Annotated in this window: 16 protein-coding genes; 7 read left to right on the forward strand and 9 right to left on the reverse strand. The window is 73.0% G+C overall.

Annotated elements, in window-relative coordinates:
- Positions 1–28 precede the first annotated feature (28 nt).
- From OHQ87_RS07245 to OHQ87_RS07255, 3 genes are all read left to right on the forward strand, one after another.
- Positions 29–376 (forward strand): STAS domain-containing protein, encoded by a 348-nt coding sequence (locus OHQ87_RS07245; RefSeq protein ID WP_328346145.1) that lies wholly within the window; start codon positions 29–31, stop codon positions 374–376.
- 129 nt (positions 377–505) lie between these two features.
- Positions 506–952 carry a response regulator gene (locus tag OHQ87_RS07250; protein WP_328346147.1) on the forward strand — a complete coding sequence of 149 codons (447 nt, stop codon included), beginning with the start codon at positions 506–508 and terminating at the stop codon, positions 950–952.
- Between the two features lie 160 nt (positions 953–1,112).
- Positions 1,113–1,649, forward strand: a complete 537-nt coding sequence (locus tag OHQ87_RS07255; protein ID WP_328346149.1) for an ATPase — start codon at positions 1,113–1,115, stop codon at positions 1,647–1,649.
- A gap of 92 nt (positions 1,650–1,741) precedes the next feature.
- Here OHQ87_RS07255 and OHQ87_RS07260 read toward each other — a convergent pair whose 3' ends face one another.
- From OHQ87_RS07260 to OHQ87_RS07270, 3 genes are all read right to left on the reverse strand, one after another.
- Entirely contained in the window at positions 1,742–2,590 is an 849-nt protein-coding gene (locus OHQ87_RS07260; RefSeq protein ID WP_328346151.1) for a hypothetical protein, read from the reverse strand.
- 267 nt (positions 2,591–2,857) lie between these two features.
- Positions 2,858–3,283 (reverse strand): OsmC family protein, encoded by a 426-nt coding sequence (locus OHQ87_RS07265; protein ID WP_328346153.1) that lies wholly within the window; start codon positions 3,281–3,283, stop codon positions 2,858–2,860.
- Positions 3,284–3,402: 119 nt separating this feature from the next.
- Positions 3,403–4,353 carry a serine/threonine-protein kinase gene (locus tag OHQ87_RS07270; RefSeq protein WP_328346155.1) on the reverse strand — a complete coding sequence of 317 codons (951 nt, stop codon included), beginning with the start codon at positions 4,351–4,353 and terminating at the stop codon, positions 3,403–3,405.
- Between the two features lie 230 nt (positions 4,354–4,583).
- Here OHQ87_RS07270 and OHQ87_RS07275 point away from each other — a divergent pair, with 230 nt between their 5' ends.
- The 4 genes from OHQ87_RS07275 to OHQ87_RS07290 are packed head-to-tail and all read left to right on the forward strand — an operon-like array spanning position 4,584 to position 10,463.
- Entirely contained in the window at positions 4,584–5,330 is a 747-nt protein-coding gene (locus OHQ87_RS07275; protein ID WP_328346157.1) for a response regulator transcription factor, read from the forward strand.
- 58 nt (positions 5,331–5,388) lie between these two features.
- Positions 5,389–6,903 (forward strand): HAMP domain-containing sensor histidine kinase, encoded by a 1,515-nt coding sequence (locus OHQ87_RS07280; RefSeq protein ID WP_442930801.1) that lies wholly within the window; start codon positions 5,389–5,391, stop codon positions 6,901–6,903.
- A gap of 44 nt (positions 6,904–6,947) precedes the next feature.
- Entirely contained in the window at positions 6,948–9,233 is a 2,286-nt protein-coding gene (locus OHQ87_RS07285; protein ID WP_328346161.1) for a glycosyltransferase family 39 protein, read from the forward strand.
- 3 nt (positions 9,234–9,236) lie between these two features.
- Complete coding sequence (locus OHQ87_RS07290) at positions 9,237–10,463, forward strand: glycosyltransferase (RefSeq protein WP_328346163.1); 1,227 nt, start codon at positions 9,237–9,239, stop codon at positions 10,461–10,463.
- An 81-nt stretch (positions 10,464–10,544) separates the two neighbouring features.
- Here OHQ87_RS07290 and OHQ87_RS07295 read toward each other — a convergent pair whose 3' ends face one another.
- From OHQ87_RS07295 to OHQ87_RS07320, 6 genes are read right to left on the reverse strand one after another with little or no spacing between them, the layout of a single operon-like run.
- The gene (locus OHQ87_RS07295) at positions 10,545–11,564 is read right to left on the reverse strand and encodes a LacI family DNA-binding transcriptional regulator (RefSeq protein WP_328346165.1); all 1,020 of its coding nucleotides are present in this window, start codon (positions 11,562–11,564) and stop codon (positions 10,545–10,547) included.
- A gap of 39 nt (positions 11,565–11,603) precedes the next feature.
- Positions 11,604–12,266, reverse strand: a complete 663-nt coding sequence (locus tag OHQ87_RS07300; protein WP_328346167.1) for an SDR family NAD(P)-dependent oxidoreductase — start codon at positions 12,264–12,266, stop codon at positions 11,604–11,606.
- Positions 12,263–13,045, reverse strand: coding sequence for an HpcH/HpaI aldolase family protein (locus OHQ87_RS07305; protein ID WP_328346169.1), 783 nt, complete (start codon positions 13,043–13,045; stop codon positions 12,263–12,265). The genes OHQ87_RS07300 and OHQ87_RS07305 overlap by 4 nt, the downstream gene beginning before the upstream one ends.
- Complete coding sequence (locus tag OHQ87_RS07310; protein WP_328346171.1) at positions 13,045–14,142, reverse strand: ABC transporter substrate-binding protein; 1,098 nt, start codon at positions 14,140–14,142, stop codon at positions 13,045–13,047. Before OHQ87_RS07310 ends, OHQ87_RS07305 begins: the two co-directional genes overlap by 1 nt.
- On the reverse strand, positions 14,139–14,999 hold the full coding sequence (locus tag OHQ87_RS07315; RefSeq protein ID WP_328346173.1) for an ABC transporter permease: 861 nt from the start codon (positions 14,997–14,999) through the stop codon (positions 14,139–14,141). Before OHQ87_RS07315 ends, OHQ87_RS07310 begins: the two co-directional genes overlap by 4 nt.
- Entirely contained in the window at positions 14,996–15,787 is a 792-nt protein-coding gene (locus tag OHQ87_RS07320; protein WP_328348772.1) for an ABC transporter ATP-binding protein, read from the reverse strand. The genes OHQ87_RS07315 and OHQ87_RS07320 overlap by 4 nt, the downstream gene beginning before the upstream one ends.
- Position 15,788: the final 1 nt, after the last annotated feature.

The following is a 15,788-nucleotide window of genomic DNA, read 5'->3' on the forward strand; positions in this document are numbered from 1 at the left end:
GCCTGCGGTGGGAGCGAGAGGGACGACGTTGACCTTCACCGTCACGCACACCGAGCGCGACGGTGGTGGCGCGTGCCTGCGGCTCGTCGGCGAGCTGGATCTCGGTGCGGCCGGAGCGCTCAACGCCGAGATCGACCGGCTCGCCGCCGCAGGTGAGCGACACCTGCTGCTCGACCTCACCGAGTTGACCTTCTGCGACTCCACAGGCATCGCGGCCTTCGTCCGTGGTGACAACCTGGCCGCCGCCGGGGGCGGGTGGCTGCGACTGTTCGGGGCGACCGGCCGGGTGGACCGCGTCCTGCAGATCACCGGTCTGGCCGAGGTGCTGCGCTACCAGCCGGACACCGTCGACCCGCGGTCGCAGGCCGCCCGGTGATGGGCTAAATTTCCCCGCCAGCGGGTGACCGACCCGGTTCCCCGTCCTGCGGATGACGCGTTCAGTTCCCCCGCCGACGGGGTACCGACACCGTCGCCCCCCGATCGACGACACAGACAGGTTGAACCCATGGACCGAGGCGCTACGAACCCCGTCCGCATCCTGGTGGTCGACGACGACCCGGGTGACGTGCTGATGATCGAGGAAGCCCTGGCGGACTCCGAGATCGCCAAGGTCATCGACGTGGTCGGTGACGGTCAGGAGGCGATGGAGTTCCTGCGGCGGGAGGGCCGGCACGTCGACGCCCGCCGCCCCGACGTGATCCTGCTCGACCTGAACATGCCACGGATGGACGGGCGTCAGGTGCTCGGCGAGGTCAAGCGGGACGACGACCTGCGTACCATCCCGATCGTCGTGCTGACCACCTCGAACGCGGACACCGACATCGTGGGCAGCTACAGCCTCCAGGCCAACGCCTACGTGACCAAACCGATCGACCTGGACGACTTCAACGACGTGGTACGCCGGATCGACGAGTTCTTCGGTCGGGTCGTGGTGCTGCCGAAGCGTTCCTGACCGCGCGGATCGTCCCGACGCGTCCCGGGCCGGGCGCCGGCCACCGGCCCGGCGGTCACCCTCAGTTGCTGAACATTTTTCCCGAACTCCCTCGGTGGCGGGCTGCTGCCGCGAGGATCGAGCTGGGACAGACGTACCAGCTTCCTGGGGGGCGACACGTATGAGGTTCTCCGTCGTTGAGTCCGGCTACGACCGGCGGCAGGTCGATTTCTGCCTGGACGAGCTCACAGTCCGGTTGACCCGGCTCGCCGCGCGGGCGGAGGTGTTCGTTGGCGCGGGGCGGGACGCCGACCAGATCCGCCAGGAGGCCACCCTGCTCCTGGCGCTGGTCGACCGTCGGCAGGGCGGCGGCGACCGGGCGGCGGCCCGGCCGGCGGGTCCGGCGGCCGGACAGACGGCGGCCGAGTTCCTGGCCCGCGCGCGCGGCGAGTTGAACGCCGCCCGGGAGGAGGCCCGACAGCTGCGGGAGCGGGTGTACGCCGAGGCGGTACAGGCCCGCCGGGAGTTCGAGGCGTCGCTGCGCGAACGGCGGCACCGGGCGGCCCAGGTGGACCAGCTGCTGACCGGGCTGAGCGTCGAGACGGTGCCCGCCGACACCCCGACCGCCGCCGCCGGTGGCGTGCCGGCGACCCGGGTGGCCACCGGCACCGACGAGGTGACCGTCGACCGACCGGAGCCGGGCACCCGGGTGGCCTGACCACGTCCACCGCTCCGCCGGCTGCTCCGGCTCGTCTGCGGGCCGGTTCGGGCGGGCTGCCGGCCAGGTCGGTGCGTCCCGCCCGGGGCGGCTCAGGTCAGCGCGTCGACCACGGTGGTGGCCCGCACCTCGTGCCGCGCGTACGCGTCGGGGTAGGCGGAGATCTGCACGGCCTGCGCGGCGTCGGTCACGCTGAGCTCCCGCCAGCCGGGGATCTCGGCCAGCGCCGAGTAGAAGGCCCGCGCCGCGTACGCGGGGCGCATCAGCTGCGCGACGGTGCCCCAGCCGCTGCTCGGTCGCTGCTGGAACAGGCCGACCGAGTCATGGTCCGACCCGCTGCCCTGGTGCGGATGGTCGTACGACTCGGGCAGCACGTCGCTGGCCAGGTTGTGCAGGTCGCTCTCCTGCATGGCGGTGGCGACGGCGACCACCAGGCCGCGTCGGGGCACCCCCAGGTCGACACCGACCTCGACGATCACCGCGGCGTTGTCCATCTGGAGTTGGGTGAGCCCGGCGACCGGGCGGGGCCGGGCCGGGCGGGCCGGCTTCTTCGGCTTCGGCGCGGCGCTGCGGGCGGCCGGTGGGCGGGGGCTGGCCGGGACCGGGGTGACCGGGACGGCCAGCGGCGAGGCGGCCCGTTGCAGGGACCGGGAGGCCCGCTGTTCGTCGGCCGCCCGCTCGGCCAGCACCTCCTGGACGGGTCGGGGTTCCCGGTCGACGCGGTGGGTGCCGGCGAACGCGACCAACCCCAGGCAGCAGGTGACCCCACCGGCGAGGGCGATCCGGGCGGGGGTCGAGGCGAGAGCGGCGCGGGCGCCGCGCCGGGGCGGCTCTGGCGCACGGTGCCGGCCGATCCTCCGTTCGACCGGGGGTGCCTCGGTCGGACGGCCGGCCGGGCGGTTCTCGGTCGACGGCTGCTCAGGGGTGTGGTCGGGGTGCACCCGCCGAGGCTAGAGAGGTTTCTACCGGGGATCATCGCCGCTATGGGTGGCCTGCGCCACAATTCGTCGCTATCCGCCCGGATGTTCTCCTCCAAAAACAGTTAAGCCCGCAAAACGTGCGAGCCTAATTTGCCGCTTATTACTTATTGTTCGGGCCTTTATCCGTCAGGTGGGGGCGTCCCGCCGGGCGAAGATCGGCCATCGGTCGTTCGGCGCAGGCATCCGGCCGTACCGCCGAGGGCAGCCTCGGCCGGGCGGCGGATGCGCTCAGTGCCTGCCGTTCTCGGCCGCGCTCACCGTCAGCCGGTGCCGGCTGTTGTCGTCGCTGGAAAAGGGCCAGAGTCGGTCGGCGTACGCGACCAGCTCGGCCAGCTGGTCCCGGCTCAACCCCACCGACGAGATGCTGGCGTGCACGTCGGCCCGGTACCGGCCGTCGTCGTCGCGCCCCAGCCTCGCCTCGGCGGTCACCTGCACCGTGTGCGCCTCGTCGGTGATCTCCCCGGCCGCCTCGACCGCCGCGTGGTGCAGGCAGGAGGCGAAGGCGGCGGCGAGCAGCTGCTCCGGGGTCAGCCCGGTGCAGTGCGGCGCGAGCGGCGACGCCAGCGCGGTGGACAGCCCCCCGTCGTCGGTGCGTACGTGTCCGCCCGCGGCGGTCGCGCTGGCCTCGTGCAGCCAGGAACTCGGATCCGGCATCGCGTCCCTCCCTCACTCGTCGGCCGGTTTCCCGGCCACGAACGGGTGAAACGCCGTTCCCGGGGCCAGCACACGTCCGGCGTGCGGGTCGGCACGACCTGTGCGCGGCCGGAATGCGGTCAGCGCGACGCGGTGCGGGTCCAGTCGTGCAGCGCCACCGCCTCGGTCGCCTCGGCGGCGGACCGCTCGGTCCACGGCGACACCGGTGCCGTCCGGGGCCGGGGCACCGAGGCCAGCATCGGCACGTAGACCCGGGCGTCGACCACCTCCGCCAGCTCCAGCGCCGCCATGAGGCTGCTGGGTCGCTGGTGCGGGTCGTCGTCGAGGCAGCGCCGGCACAGGTCGACCACCTCGCCCGGCAGTCCCGCGATCGGCGGCAACGGCTCCGCCGTGATCTTCCGACGGGCCCCGACCAATTGGGTGGCGGTGATCCCCGCCGCGTACGGCAACCGTCCGGTGAGGCAGTAGTAGAGCAGCACCCCCACGGCGTACATGTCGGCGGCGGGGGTGGCCGGCTGCCTGTCGAACTGTTCCGGGGCCAGGTAGGCCGGAGTGCCCACCACCACGCCGTCCGGGCTGCGGTCGGGTGCGCCGGCCGGGGTGGCGATGCCGAAGTCGAGCACCTTCGCCCCCGACGGGGTGAGCATCACGTTGGCCGGTTTGACGTCCCGGTGGACGATGCCGTGCGCGTGTGCCGCGGCGAGCGCGGCGGCCACCTCGGCGCAGACCCGGACGGCGATCCGCCAGTCCAGCGGCCCGGCCCGCAGGTGCGCGGCGAGGGTCTCCCCCTCCACCAGCTCCATCACGATGTACGGCATCTCCCGACCCGGCAGCGTGGTCGAGGTACCGAAGTCGTGGACGCTGGCGACGTTGGGATGCACCAGGCAGGCGGCGGACCGGGCCTCGGTCCTGATCCGCTCGACCGAGGTCTCCTCGCCCCGGTGTGCGGGCGACATCAGCTTCACCGCGACCGGCCGGTCCAGCACGACGTCGTGGGCACGCCAGACCTCGGACATGCCACCCAGGCCGATACGCTGTTCGAGCTGGTACCGCCCGGCGAGCGTCCTCATCGACCCGCTCCTGTCCATGCCGACCGCGTCGCCCGGGATGGCGATGGCGCTGCTGAGCCGGTACCCAGCGGCTGCGCTGGGCAAACTGTGCCCGTGCCGCCCCGGCTGCCGGATCGGACCATCCGGGACCGTCCGGCCCGGTACGGTTCGAGCGGGGCCACCGCCACGCGCACAGCGGGCACACAGGATGGGCACAGGTCAGGACCAGTAACCGGTCCCACGATGGGGGCATGGTGACCGAGGGGCAGACCGCACCGAACCGGATCGAGCTGCGCCGCCCCGACGGCGAGCCCGTCCGGGTGCTGGTGGTCGACGACGAACCCACCCTGACCGACCTGCTGTCGATGGCGCTGCGCTACGAGGGCTGGCAGGTGCGCAGCGCCGGTAACGGCATGGCGGCGTTGAGCGCCGCCCGGCAGTTCCAACCCGACGCGGTGGTGCTCGACGTGATGCTCCCCGACCTGGACGGCTTCCAGGTGCTGCGCCGGCTGCGCGAGCACACCCCGACCGTGCCGGTGCTCTTCCTGACCGCCCGGGACGCGGTCGAGGAACGGATCGCCGGGCTGACCGTCGGCGGCGACGACTACGTCACCAAGCCGTTCAGCCTGGAGGAGGTGATCGCCCGGCTGCGCGCCCTGCTGCGTCGCACCGGCTTCGCGGTGACCGCCCGGGAGGAGGCCGTGCTCACCGTCGGTGACCTCACCCTCGACGAGGACAGCCACGAGGTACGCCGGGGCGACGAGCTGATCACCCTGACCGCCACCGAGTTCGAGCTGCTGCGTTACCTGATGCGCAACCCGCGCCGGGTGCTCAGCAAGGCGCAGATCCTCGACCGGGTCTGGAACTACGACTTCGGCGGGCAGGCCAACGTGGTCGAGCTGTACATCTCGTACCTGCGGAAGAAGATCGACGTGGGGCGGGCGCCGATGATCCACACCCTGCGCGGCGCCGGTTATGTCCTCAAGCCCGCGCCGTGACCGGACCGACCGCTCGCCGCGCGGGCGGTGGGCCGGCTGGTCGCCGCGCCGCCGGCTGGTGAGTTGGTCGCCGCGCCGCCGGGTGGCCGGTTGGTCGCTGCGCCGCCGGCTGGTGCTCGCGGTGGTCGGGCTCCTCGCGCTGGTCAGCGTGGGCATCGGCGGGCTGACCACGATCGCGCTGCGGCACTTCCTGATCTACCAGGTCGACACCCAGCTCGCCGGGGACAACCGCCGCTACGACAGTCGGCTGCTCGGGGACCGGAGCCCGGACCAGCAACGCCCCCTCGACCAGAGCAGCGGCCGGCAGACCCCGCCCGACCCGCCGCCGACGTTCCCGGTGGACTCGATCGGGATGCGGTTCACCCCGCAGGGAACGCTGTCGGCCCGGATCCGGACCAGCTCCGGGGCGACCGCCGCCCTCGCCGCCGCCGAGGTGACCCCGCTGACCAGGCTGCCCACCGATCACGTGCCGCACACCGTCGAGCTGGGCGAGCGCGGGGACTACCGGGCGGTGGCCCGCCAGCTCCCCGACGGCGTCGTCGTGGTCTTCGCCATTCCCCTGCACGTGGTGCAGGAGACGGTGTGGTGGATGGTAGTCGCCCAGGCGGGGGTCGCCGCCGCCGGGCTGCTCGTCGCCGGCAGCCTGGGCGCGTTGATCGTCCGGGCCACGCTGCGCCCGTTGCACCGGGTGGCAGCCACCGCCGGGCGGGTCGCCGAACTGCCGCTGGACCGGGGCGAGGTGGCCCTGTCGGTACGGGTGCCCGCCGCCGACACCGACCCGCGTACCGAGGTGGGGCAGGTGGGCGCGGCGCTGAACCGGATGCTGGGCCACGTCGCCGCCGCGCTCGCCGCCCGGCAGGCCAGCGAGACCCGGGTACGCCAGTTCGTCGCCGACGCCTCACACGAGCTGCGGACCCCGCTGGCCGCGATCCGGGGCTACGCGGAGGTGGCCCGCCGGGGCCGGGACCGGGTGCCGCCGGACGTGGCCCACGCGCTGCGTCGGGTCGAGTCCGCCAGCACCCGGATGACCAGCCTCGTCGACGACCTGCTGCTGCTGGCCCGGCTGGACTCCGGCCGGCCGCTGGCCACCGGACCGGTCGACCTGACCGCGCTGGTGGTGGACGCGGTCAGCGACGCCCACGTCGCCGGTCCCGAACACCGCTGGCAGCTCGACCTGCCCGACGAGGCGCTGGAGGTGCCCGGCGACAGCGTCCGGCTGCACCAGGTGGTGGCGAACCTGCTCGCCAACGCGCGGGTGCACACCCCACCCGGCACCACCGTCACCACCCGGATCGCCCCGGTGCCCGGCGCGGTGGAGATCAGCGTCACCGACGACGGCCCGGGAGTGCCGCCGGAGCTGCGCGACGAAGTGTTCGAACGGTTCGCCCGGGGTGACAGTTCGCGCTCCCGGGAACACGGCAGCACCGGCCTCGGGTTGGCCATCGTGGCCGCCGTGGTGGAAGCCCACCACGGCACCGTCGCACTGGAGAGCCGACCGGGCCGCACCGTCTTCACGGTACGGCTGCCGGATGCCGCTGCCCCCACACCGCCGGATTCCACAGCCCACGCATAGCCGGGTCACGGGGTCGGCCCAACCAGCTCGCCCAGGCTGGCCGTATGGACAGAACCGAGAGCCTGCTGACGACGCCGGCCAGCGCGCCGGACGCCGCGACCGTACCGCCGTCGGGCCCGCCCGACGCCGCGACCGTACCGCCGGCGCGGTCGGCGTCGGTCCACCCGGGCGCGGACGACGCCCCACCACGACGTGACCCGCGCTGGGTGAGACCCGCGCTGGCGGTGCTGCTGCTCGGCGCCGGCCTGCTCTACCTGTGGGGCCTGGGCGCTTCCGGCTGGGCGAACTCGTTCTACTCGGCGGCGGTGCAGGCCGGCGCGGAGAGCTGGAAGGCGTTCTTCTACGGCTCCTCCGACGCGGCCAACTCGATCACCGTCGACAAGACGCCGGCCTCGCTGTGGCTGATGGCCCTGTCGGTACGGATCTTCGGGCTCAACAGCTGGGCGATCCTGGTGCCGCAGGCGCTGCTCGGTGTGGCCTCGGTCGGCGTCCTGTTCGCCACCGTCCGCCGCTGGTACGGCCCGACCGCCGGCCTGATCGCCGGAACGGTCCTGGCGCTCACCCCGGTCGCCACCCTGATGTTCCGGTTCAACAACCCGGACGCGCTGCTGGTCCTGCTGCTGGTGCTCGGCGCGTACGCCACGGTGCGGGCGGTGGAGACGGCCAGCACCAGGTGGATCGTGCTGGTCGGGGTGCTTGTCGGCTTCGGCTTCCTCACCAAGATGCTTCAGGCGTTCCTGGTGGTCCCGGTCTTCGCCGGGGTCTACCTGCTGGCCGCGCCGACCGGCTTCTGGCGGCGGATCCGGCAGCTGCTGCTGGCCGGTCTGGGGCTGGTCGTGGCCGCCGGCTGGTGGGTGGCGACTGTGGAACTGGTCCCGGCCAGCGCCCGGCCGTACATCGGCGGTTCGCAGCAGAACAGCATCCTGGAGCTGACCCTCGGCTACAACGGCCTCGGCCGGATCACCGGTGACGAGGAGGGCAGCGTCGGCGGCGGTGCCCGGATGGGCGGCGGCGGTGGGCCGTTCTCCGGGCGGACCGGCTGGTTGCGGATGTTCGACACCGAGGTCGGTGGCCAGATCTCCTGGCTGTTGCCGGCCGCGCTGATCCTGCTCGTCGCCGGCCTGGTGCTGGCGGGCCGGGCGGCCCGTACCGACCGCCGTCGCGCCGGGCTGCTGCTGTGGGGCGGTTGGCTGCTGGTCACCGGGCTGATCTTCAGCTTCATGTCCGGCATCTTCCACGCCTACTACACGGTGGCCCTGGCCCCGGCGGTCGGCGCGCTGGTCGGCATCGGCACCGTCCTGCTCTGGCAGGAGCGCCGGACCGCAGTCACCGCGCCCGCTACCGCGGTCAGCGCCCGGTGGCGGGGGCCGTTCGCCACCGTCACCCTGGCCGTCACCCTCGCGGTGACCGCCTGGTGGTCCTGGCGGCTGCTCGGCCGCAGTCCCGAGTTCCACCCCTGGTTGCGCACGCCCGTGCTGGTCGCCGGCCTCGCCGTGGCGGTGCTGATCGTGCTCGCCCGGCGGCTGCCCCGGCGGCTGGTGCCGGTGGCGCTGGTGCTCGGCGCGTCGGCCGCGCTGGCCGGCCCGGCGGCGTACGCGGCGCAGACCGCCGGCACCGCGCACACCGGGTCCATCCCTAGCGCCGGCCCGAACGTGCAGGGCGGTTTCGGCCCGGGTCGCGGCGGACCCGGTGGCCGGATGGACGGGGGCATGGAGTTCCCCGGCGGCGGTTTCCCGGGCGGCAACCGGGACGGCGGCACCGGCCGGAACGGTCAGCCTCCCGGCTTCCCCGGTGGCACCGCCAACGGCGGTACGGGCCAGTTCCCCGGCTTCCCCGGCGGCACCGCCAACGGCGGTACGCGCCAGTTCCCCGGCTTCCCCGGCGGTACCGGTCAGGACGGCGGCACCGGTCAGGACGGCGGGCGTACCGGGGGTGGCCAGGGGAGGATGGCCGGCGGGATGGGTGGGCTGCTCGACTCCCGGGAGCCGAGCGCCGCGCTGAAGGCGCTGCTGAACGCCGATGCCGACGACTACACCTGGGTCGCGGCGGCCGTCGGCTCCAACAACGCCTCCGGCTACCAGCTCGCCACCGGTCGGCCGGTGATGGCGATCGGCGGCTTCAACGGCAGCGACCCGTCGCCCACCCTGGCGCAGTTCCAGGCGTACGTGGCCGAGGGGAAGATCCACTACTTCGTCGGCGGGGGCGGCTTCCGGGCCAACGGGGGCAGCTCCGCCTCCCAGGAGATCGCCGCCTGGGTCACCGAGACCTTCCCGGCGCAGACCGTGGACGGGGTCACCGTCTACGACCTGAGCAACGCAGGGCAGGGCTGAGCCATGACCCACACCAGCGCTCCCCGGCCGGCCGTCGAGACCCGGGCCGGCACCCCGACCGCCGTGCTGGACGTGGTGGTGCCGGTCTACAACGAGGAGGTCGACCTCGGCCCCTGCGTACGCCGGCTGCACGCCCACCTCAGCGCGCACTTCCCCTACCCGTTCCGGATCACCGTGGCGGACAACGCCAGCGTCGACGGCACCCTCGCGGTGGCCGAGGCGCTCGCCGGCGAACTGCCGCACGTCGAGGTACGGCACCTGACCGCCAAGGGCCGGGGCCGGGCGCTGCGGGTGGCCTGGTCGGCCTCGGACGCCCCGGTGCTGGCGTACATGGACGTGGACCTGTCGACCGACCTGGCCGCGTTGCTGCCGCTCGTCGCGCCGCTCATCTCCGGCCACTCGGACCTGGCCATCGGGACCCGGCTGGCGCGCACCTCCCGGGTGGTGCGGGGCACCAAGCGGGAGGTGATCTCCCGGGCCTACAACCTGTTGCTGCGCGGCACCCTCGCGGCCCGGTTCTCCGACGCGCAGTGCGGCTTCAAGGCGATCCGGGCCGACGTGGCCCGGGAACTGCTGCCGTTGGTGCAGGACACCGGCTGGTTCTTCGACACCGAACTGCTGGTGCTCGCCCAGCGGGCCGGACTGCGCATCCACGAGGTGCCGGTGGACTGGGTCGACGACCCGGACAGCCGGGTGGACGTCGTGGCCACCGCCCTGGCCGACCTGCGGGGCATCGGCCGGCTGGGCCGGGCGCTGGTCACCGGGGCGCTACCACTGGCCACGCTGCGGGAGCAGTGGGGTCGGGCACCGTTGACCGCACCACCGGCGCGGGTGCCGGTCGGGCTGCCCGGCCAACTGGCCAGGTTCGCCCTGGTGGGGGTGGTCAGCACCGTGGCGTACCTGGTGCTGTTCGTGGCGACCCGGGGGGTGCTCGGCGCGCAACCGGCGAACCTGCTGGCGCTGCTGGTGACGGCGGTGGGCAACACCGCGGCGAACCGGCGGCTCACCTTCGGCATCACCGGTCGTCGGGCGGCCGGGCGGCACCACCTCCAGGGGCTGCTCGCCTTCGCCCTCGGCCTGGCGTTGACAAGTGGTTCGCTCGCCGCCCTGCACGCCGCCGGCACCCCGTCCCGGCCGGTCGAACTGGTGGTGCTGGTGGCGGCGAACCTGGCCGCGACGGCGCTGCGCTTCCTGCTGCTCCGGCTCGCGATGCACCACCGCCGGAGCTGACCCGGCGGACGGCGTCGGGCGGGCGATGGCGCAGCCCGCCGGAACAGACGGCCCGGCCGGCGGTGCGCCGCCGGTCGGGCGCTACCGGTCGGGCGTGGCGTCCGGGGAGAAGTCGGCGGTGGTCGCCCGGACGACCAGTTCCGGAGCCAGCCGCACCGACGTGGCGCTGCCCGAGCCGAGCCGGGTGAGCAGGGCGTGCAGGGCCTGCGAGCCCATGTCCCGCAGCGGGGTGCGGATCGAGGTGAGCGGCACCAGGAGCTGGGCGTCCACGTCGATGTCGTTGTAGCCGACCACCGCCACCTGCCGACCCACCCGCAGTCCGTGGTCGCGCAGGGTGCCCATCGCCCCGATCGCGGCGAAGTCGTTGACCGCGAAGACGCCGTCCGGCTGCCCGGTGGCCAGCAGCCGGGCCATCGCCGAGGCCCCACCGGCGACGTCGAAGGTGGACGGCACCACCCACCGGGGATCGACCGGTACGTCCCGGGCCTTCGCCGCGGCGAGGAAGCCCGCGACCCGGTCGGCGGAGGTGCTGGCGTGGTCGGGGCCGGCGATCACCGCGAGTCGCCGGCACCCCACGTCGATCAGGTGCTCGGCGGCGAGCCGACCACCGAGGCGGTCCCGGCCGGTCACCGACGGGAAACCCCGCGAGGCCCGACTGACCAGCACGAACGGCACCCCGTCGGCGGCCAGCCGGGCCAGCATCGGGTCGTTGCGCCGGGCGTCGCCGATGATCAGCCCGTCCACCCGTTCCCCGATCAACCGCTCGATGCGCAGCGCCCGCGCCTCGTCGTCGTCCCAGCTGCTGCTCACCACCGCCTGGTAGCCGGCGGCGGCAGCGGCGGCGTCGATGCCCTCGAAGACGGTGGCCAGCACGATGTCGGTGATCCGGGGGACCAGCACGCCGATCACCCCGGTCTTGCCGCTGCGCAGGCTGGCCGCCCAGCGGTCCCGGTGGAACCCCAGTTCCTTGGCGGCGGCCACGATCCGGGTCGCGGTCGCCGGGCTGACCCGTACGTCGTCGCCGCGCAGCACCCGGGAGACGGTGGAGACGTGCACACCGGTGAGGCCGGCGACATCGCGCAACGTCACCCGTTTGTTCACTGTGCCTCCCGTGCCGCACCCGTACTCGTACCCGGCAACCTAGCTGAGATGACTGCCTCCGTTCACATCGAAGGTGGTGCCGGTGACCGTGGCGCAGGAGTCGGAGAGCAGGAACAGCACGATGTCGGCGATCTCCTCCGCCGAGGAGACCCGGCCCAACGGCATCCGGGCCCGCAACCCCGCCTTCTGTTCGGCGGTGAGCCGGTCGTGCATCGGGGTGGCCACCGGGCCGGGCGCGACGGCGTTCACCCGTACCCCCTGTGGTCCGAAGTCGACGGCCAGGTGCCGCATCAGGCCGAGCACTCCCGCCTTCGCCGCCGCGTACGCCGTACCCGACAGCCGGGTGCCACCGTCGCGGGCGTTGAGGCTGCTCATCAGCACCAGCGACCCGCCGCCGGCCGCCGCCATCCGGGGCACCACGGCCTGGCTGACGACGAACGCGGCGGTGAGGTTGTTGCGCAGCGTGCGGTCCCACTCGGCGAGGGTGGTCTGCGCGATGCCACCGGCGCTGACCACCCCGGCCAGGTGGGCCACCCGGCGTGGGGTGCCGATCGCGTCGACGAACTCGTTCACCGCGACCGGGTCGGCGGCGTCCACGCCGGTGGTCACGTCCAGCACGTGCACCGTCTCGCCCCGGGCCCGGGCGGTGGCGACCACGGCCGCGCCGATGCCGCTGGCCCCGCCGGTCACCAGCAGGCTCACGGCGTACCGCCGAGGATCTCGTCGCGGGCCCGCCGGTAGGCGTCGGAGAGCAGCATCTCCGGCTGGGAGTAGACGACGAAGCGGACCCCCCTGTCGATCCAGCGGCGGGCCTCCTCGGCGGAGTAGGCGAGCATGCCGGCGACCCGACCGGCCGCGACCACCCGGTCGACGAACGCGATCGCGTGCTTCTCCACCTCGGGGTGGGTGGGCTGGTAGCCCAGGCCCAGCTTGACCGACAGGTCGGCCCGGCCGAGCATCAGCACGTCGAGGTCGGCGGCGAGGATGTCGTCCAGATTGGCCAGTCCGGTGGGGGTCTCGACCAGCGCGACGACTGTGGTGTTCTGCCCGGCCCAGGTCAGGTAGCGGTCGAAGTCGCCCCGGGCGGTGCCGTGCCCGGCGGCACGGGCCGCCGAGCACAGCGTCCGGTCGCCGACCGGCGGGTAGTGGGTCAGCCGGGCCGCCTCGACGGCCTGCACGCCGGTCTCCACCAACGGCAGCACCACCCCACCGGCGCCGCTGTCCAGCGACCAGAGCAGGTCCTTCTCCTCGATCCGGCGCAGTCGGACCAGCGGGGTGGTCCCCGCCGAGCCGGCCGCCCGGACCATCGCCAGCACGCTCTGCTCGTCGGCAGCGGCGTGCTCGGTGTCGACGACCACGAAGTCGTAACCGAGGGCGCCGAGGATCTCGCCGATCGCCGGTTCCTGGAGCAGGGTCAGGCTGCCCAGGGCGACGCCACCGTCGCGCAGCACCTCGGCCAGCCGGCTCGGACGGGGATACATCAGGACTCCAGCTTCTGTACGCCGCCGCAGTCGCGGTTCACCGGCACCTCGCCGACGATCTTGAGCGCGGCGTCGACGACCGAACCGTCGTGCCAGTCACCGACCTCCGGCAGCTTCTCGATGATCTTGTTGTCGAGCAGCCACTTGCCGTCCTCGGCGGCCACCGTGGCGGTGTCCACCCGGCCGTTCGGGTCCATGTACGGCCACTGGTCGGTGCCGTACAGCTTGCTGATCGTCGCCGCCGGGGCCTTGGTCCGCTCCGCCACGATCTTGATCACGTCGTCCTTGTTGGCCGGGTCCTGGTAGTAGCGCACGCCCTCCAGCCAGCCGGCCATCCACCGGGCCGCCACGTCGGACCGCTTGCTGATGAAGTCCTGCGACATGGTGATCAGGCCCTGCTCCTGGTTGGGCGCCACCTCGTTCATCGCCAGCACCCGCTTGGCCTGCCCGTCGCTGATGAGCTGGTACGCCAGCGGCTGCACCACGAAGCCGGCGTCCACCGCACCGCTCTTGAGCGCGTTGGCGGTGTCCGGGTAGCTCAGGGTGACGATCTGCGCCAGGTCGGACTGCTTCAGCCCGACCTCACCCAGCGCCCGGTCCAGCCAGTACTCGGTGGTCGAACCCTTGGCCAGGATCGCGACCTTCTTGCCCTTGAGGTCGGCCACGCTCTTCAGCCCGCCGTCGTAGGACTGGGTCCGGGCCAGCAGGAGGTTGTCCGACGCGCACCGGTACTGCTGCCGGTCGGCCACCGCCCGCACCCGCAGCCCCTGGTTGACCGCGTTGAACAGCGCCCCACCGGTGCCCGGGATGTTCACGTCCAGCTTGCCCTGGCCCTGCACCGCCAGCCGGGAGTAGATGTCGGCGTTGCTGAACTCCACCTCGACCTGGTGCTTTCCGAAGAAGCCCTTCGCGTCGGCCACCATCATCGGGGCCAGCGAGAGGATCTCCAGGGAGTTGACTGTCACCTTGTCGGTGCCGCCGGCGCCCTTCGACTCCGCGTCGCCACCGCAGGCCGCGGTGCCTACCAGCAGGCTCGCCCCCAACAGCGCGGCGATGACACCCTTTTTCTTGATCGTCGTGATCCGCTTGATTGTCATGATTGGCCCTCCGTCCAGCTGAAGAAGCGCCGCTGCACGCGCAGCGTCACCGTGGTGAGGAAAAAGCCCATCGCCGCGATCACCGCGAGCGTGGCGTACATGTTGTCGATCTGATAGATCTGCCAGTAACGCCAGGTCATCGACCCGACGCCGTCGCTGGCGGCGAGGAACTCGCCGGCGATGGTGCCCAGCAGGGCCAGCCCGGCGGCCAGCCGGATGCCGGCGAAGATGGACGGCAGGGCACCCGGCAGCACGATCTTCCAGAGGATCTGCTGCCGGCCGGCACCCAGGTTGCGGGCCATCAGGATCAGCCGCTCGTCGACCTGGAGCACCCCGGACATCGCGTTCACCACGGCCGGAAAGAACGAGATGATGCCGGCGAGCACCACGATCGGCCGTCCGCCGGTGCCGAAGATGACCAGCAGCAGCGGCAGGATCGCCACCACCGGGATCGGGTACGTGATGGCGATCAGCGGGTCGATCAGCACCCGGACCCAGCGGGACCGCCCCATCGCGATGCCCAGCAGCGTCGCCGGGATCACGCCGAGCAGGAAGCCGAGCAGAATCCGCTGCGCGGTGATCCCGACGTTCGGCAGCAGTTCCCCGGAGGAGAAGAGGTCCACCAGGGCCTGCACGCACTCCGACGGGGCCGGGAAGAAGGTCTTGTCGATCAGTCCGGCCATGCTGCCGGCCTGCCACAGCGCCAGCACCACGACCACCGGGACCATGCTGCCCAGCCCGCTGCTGAGCAGCTTGAAGCCGCGACCGGGCGGGCGTTCCGCGCGGGGGTCCACCGCGTAGCGGACCACGGGTTCGTCGGCCGCCCGCTCCCGGGCCGGCACGCTCTGCTCGCTCATCGGTCCCCCTTCGCTTCCGCCCACTCGGCCGCCAGGGTGGCGTCGCGCAGCTGCGCCCACAGGTGACGCTTCAACTCGGTGAACCGCGGGTCCAACTCGACGTCGCGGGTACGCGGCCGGGGGAACGGCACCCGGATCTCCTCGACCACCCGGGTCGGCCGGGGCCCCAGCACGATGATCCGGTCCGCCAGCAGCAGCGCCTCCTCGATGCTGTGCGTGATGAACAGGACCGTCTTGCGGTGCCGGGACCAGACCTGGAGCAGCTCGTCCTGCAGCAGGGTCCGGGTCTGGGCGTCCACCGCCGCGAACGGCTCGTCCATCAGCAGGACCTCGGGGTCGCTGGCCAGCGCGCGGGCGATCCCGGCCCGCTGGCGCATCCCGCCGGACAGCTCGTGCGGCTTGTTGTCGGCGAACGCCTCGATGCCCATCATCGCCAGGTGCTCCCGGGCGACCTCCCGCCGCCGGCCGGCGGGCACCCCGCGCAGCTCCAGCCCGAACGCGACATTGTCCACGATGGACCGCCACGGGATCAGCGCGTAGTCCTGCCAGACGATCGAGGTGAGCGGCCCGGCGGCGCTGCGCTCACCGACGAACCGGATCTCCCCGTCGTCCGGCCGGCGCAGCCCGCCGAGCAGACCGAGCAGCGTCGACTTGCCGCACCCGCTCGGCCCGATCACGCAGACGAACTCCTGCGGCTCGATCGTGGTGCTGAGGCTGCCGACCACCGACAGCCGGCTCCCGTCGGCCCGGGGATAACCCTTGGCCACGTTGTCGATCTCGATGCGCATG

The organism is Micromonospora sp. NBC_00421, assembly GCF_036017915.1.
GTDB lineage: Bacteria > Actinomycetota > Actinomycetes > Mycobacteriales > Micromonosporaceae > Micromonospora.

Coding starts and splice junctions, on each gene's coding strand:
- OHQ87_RS07250 (WP_328346147.1), top strand. CDS start 506: ATGGACCGAGGCGCTACGAACCCCGTCCGCATCCTGGTGGTCGACGAC.
- OHQ87_RS07255 (WP_328346149.1), top strand. CDS start 1,113: ATGAGGTTCTCCGTCGTTGAGTCCGGCTACGACCGGCGGCAGGTCGAT.
- OHQ87_RS07265 (WP_328346153.1), bottom strand. CDS start 3,283: ATGCCGGATCCGAGTTCCTGGCTGCACGAGGCCAGCGCGACCGCCGCG.
- OHQ87_RS07270 (WP_328346155.1), bottom strand. CDS start 4,353: ATGAGGACGCTCGCCGGGCGGTACCAGCTCGAACAGCGTATCGGCCTG.
- OHQ87_RS07275 (WP_328346157.1), top strand. CDS start 4,584: ATGGTGACCGAGGGGCAGACCGCACCGAACCGGATCGAGCTGCGCCGC.
- OHQ87_RS07285 (WP_328346161.1), top strand. CDS start 6,948: ATGGACAGAACCGAGAGCCTGCTGACGACGCCGGCCAGCGCGCCGGAC.
- OHQ87_RS07290 (WP_328346163.1), top strand. CDS start 9,237: ATGACCCACACCAGCGCTCCCCGGCCGGCCGTCGAGACCCGGGCCGGC.
- OHQ87_RS07305 (WP_328346169.1), bottom strand. CDS start 13,045: ATGTATCCCCGTCCGAGCCGGCTGGCCGAGGTGCTGCGCGACGGTGGC.
- OHQ87_RS07310 (WP_328346171.1), bottom strand. CDS start 14,142: ATGACAATCAAGCGGATCACGACGATCAAGAAAAAGGGTGTCATCGCC.
- OHQ87_RS07315 (WP_328346173.1), bottom strand. CDS start 14,999: ATGAGCGAGCAGAGCGTGCCGGCCCGGGAGCGGGCGGCCGACGAACCC.
- OHQ87_RS07320 (WP_328348772.1), bottom strand. CDS start 15,787: ATGCGCATCGAGATCGACAACGTGGCCAAGGGTTATCCCCGGGCCGAC.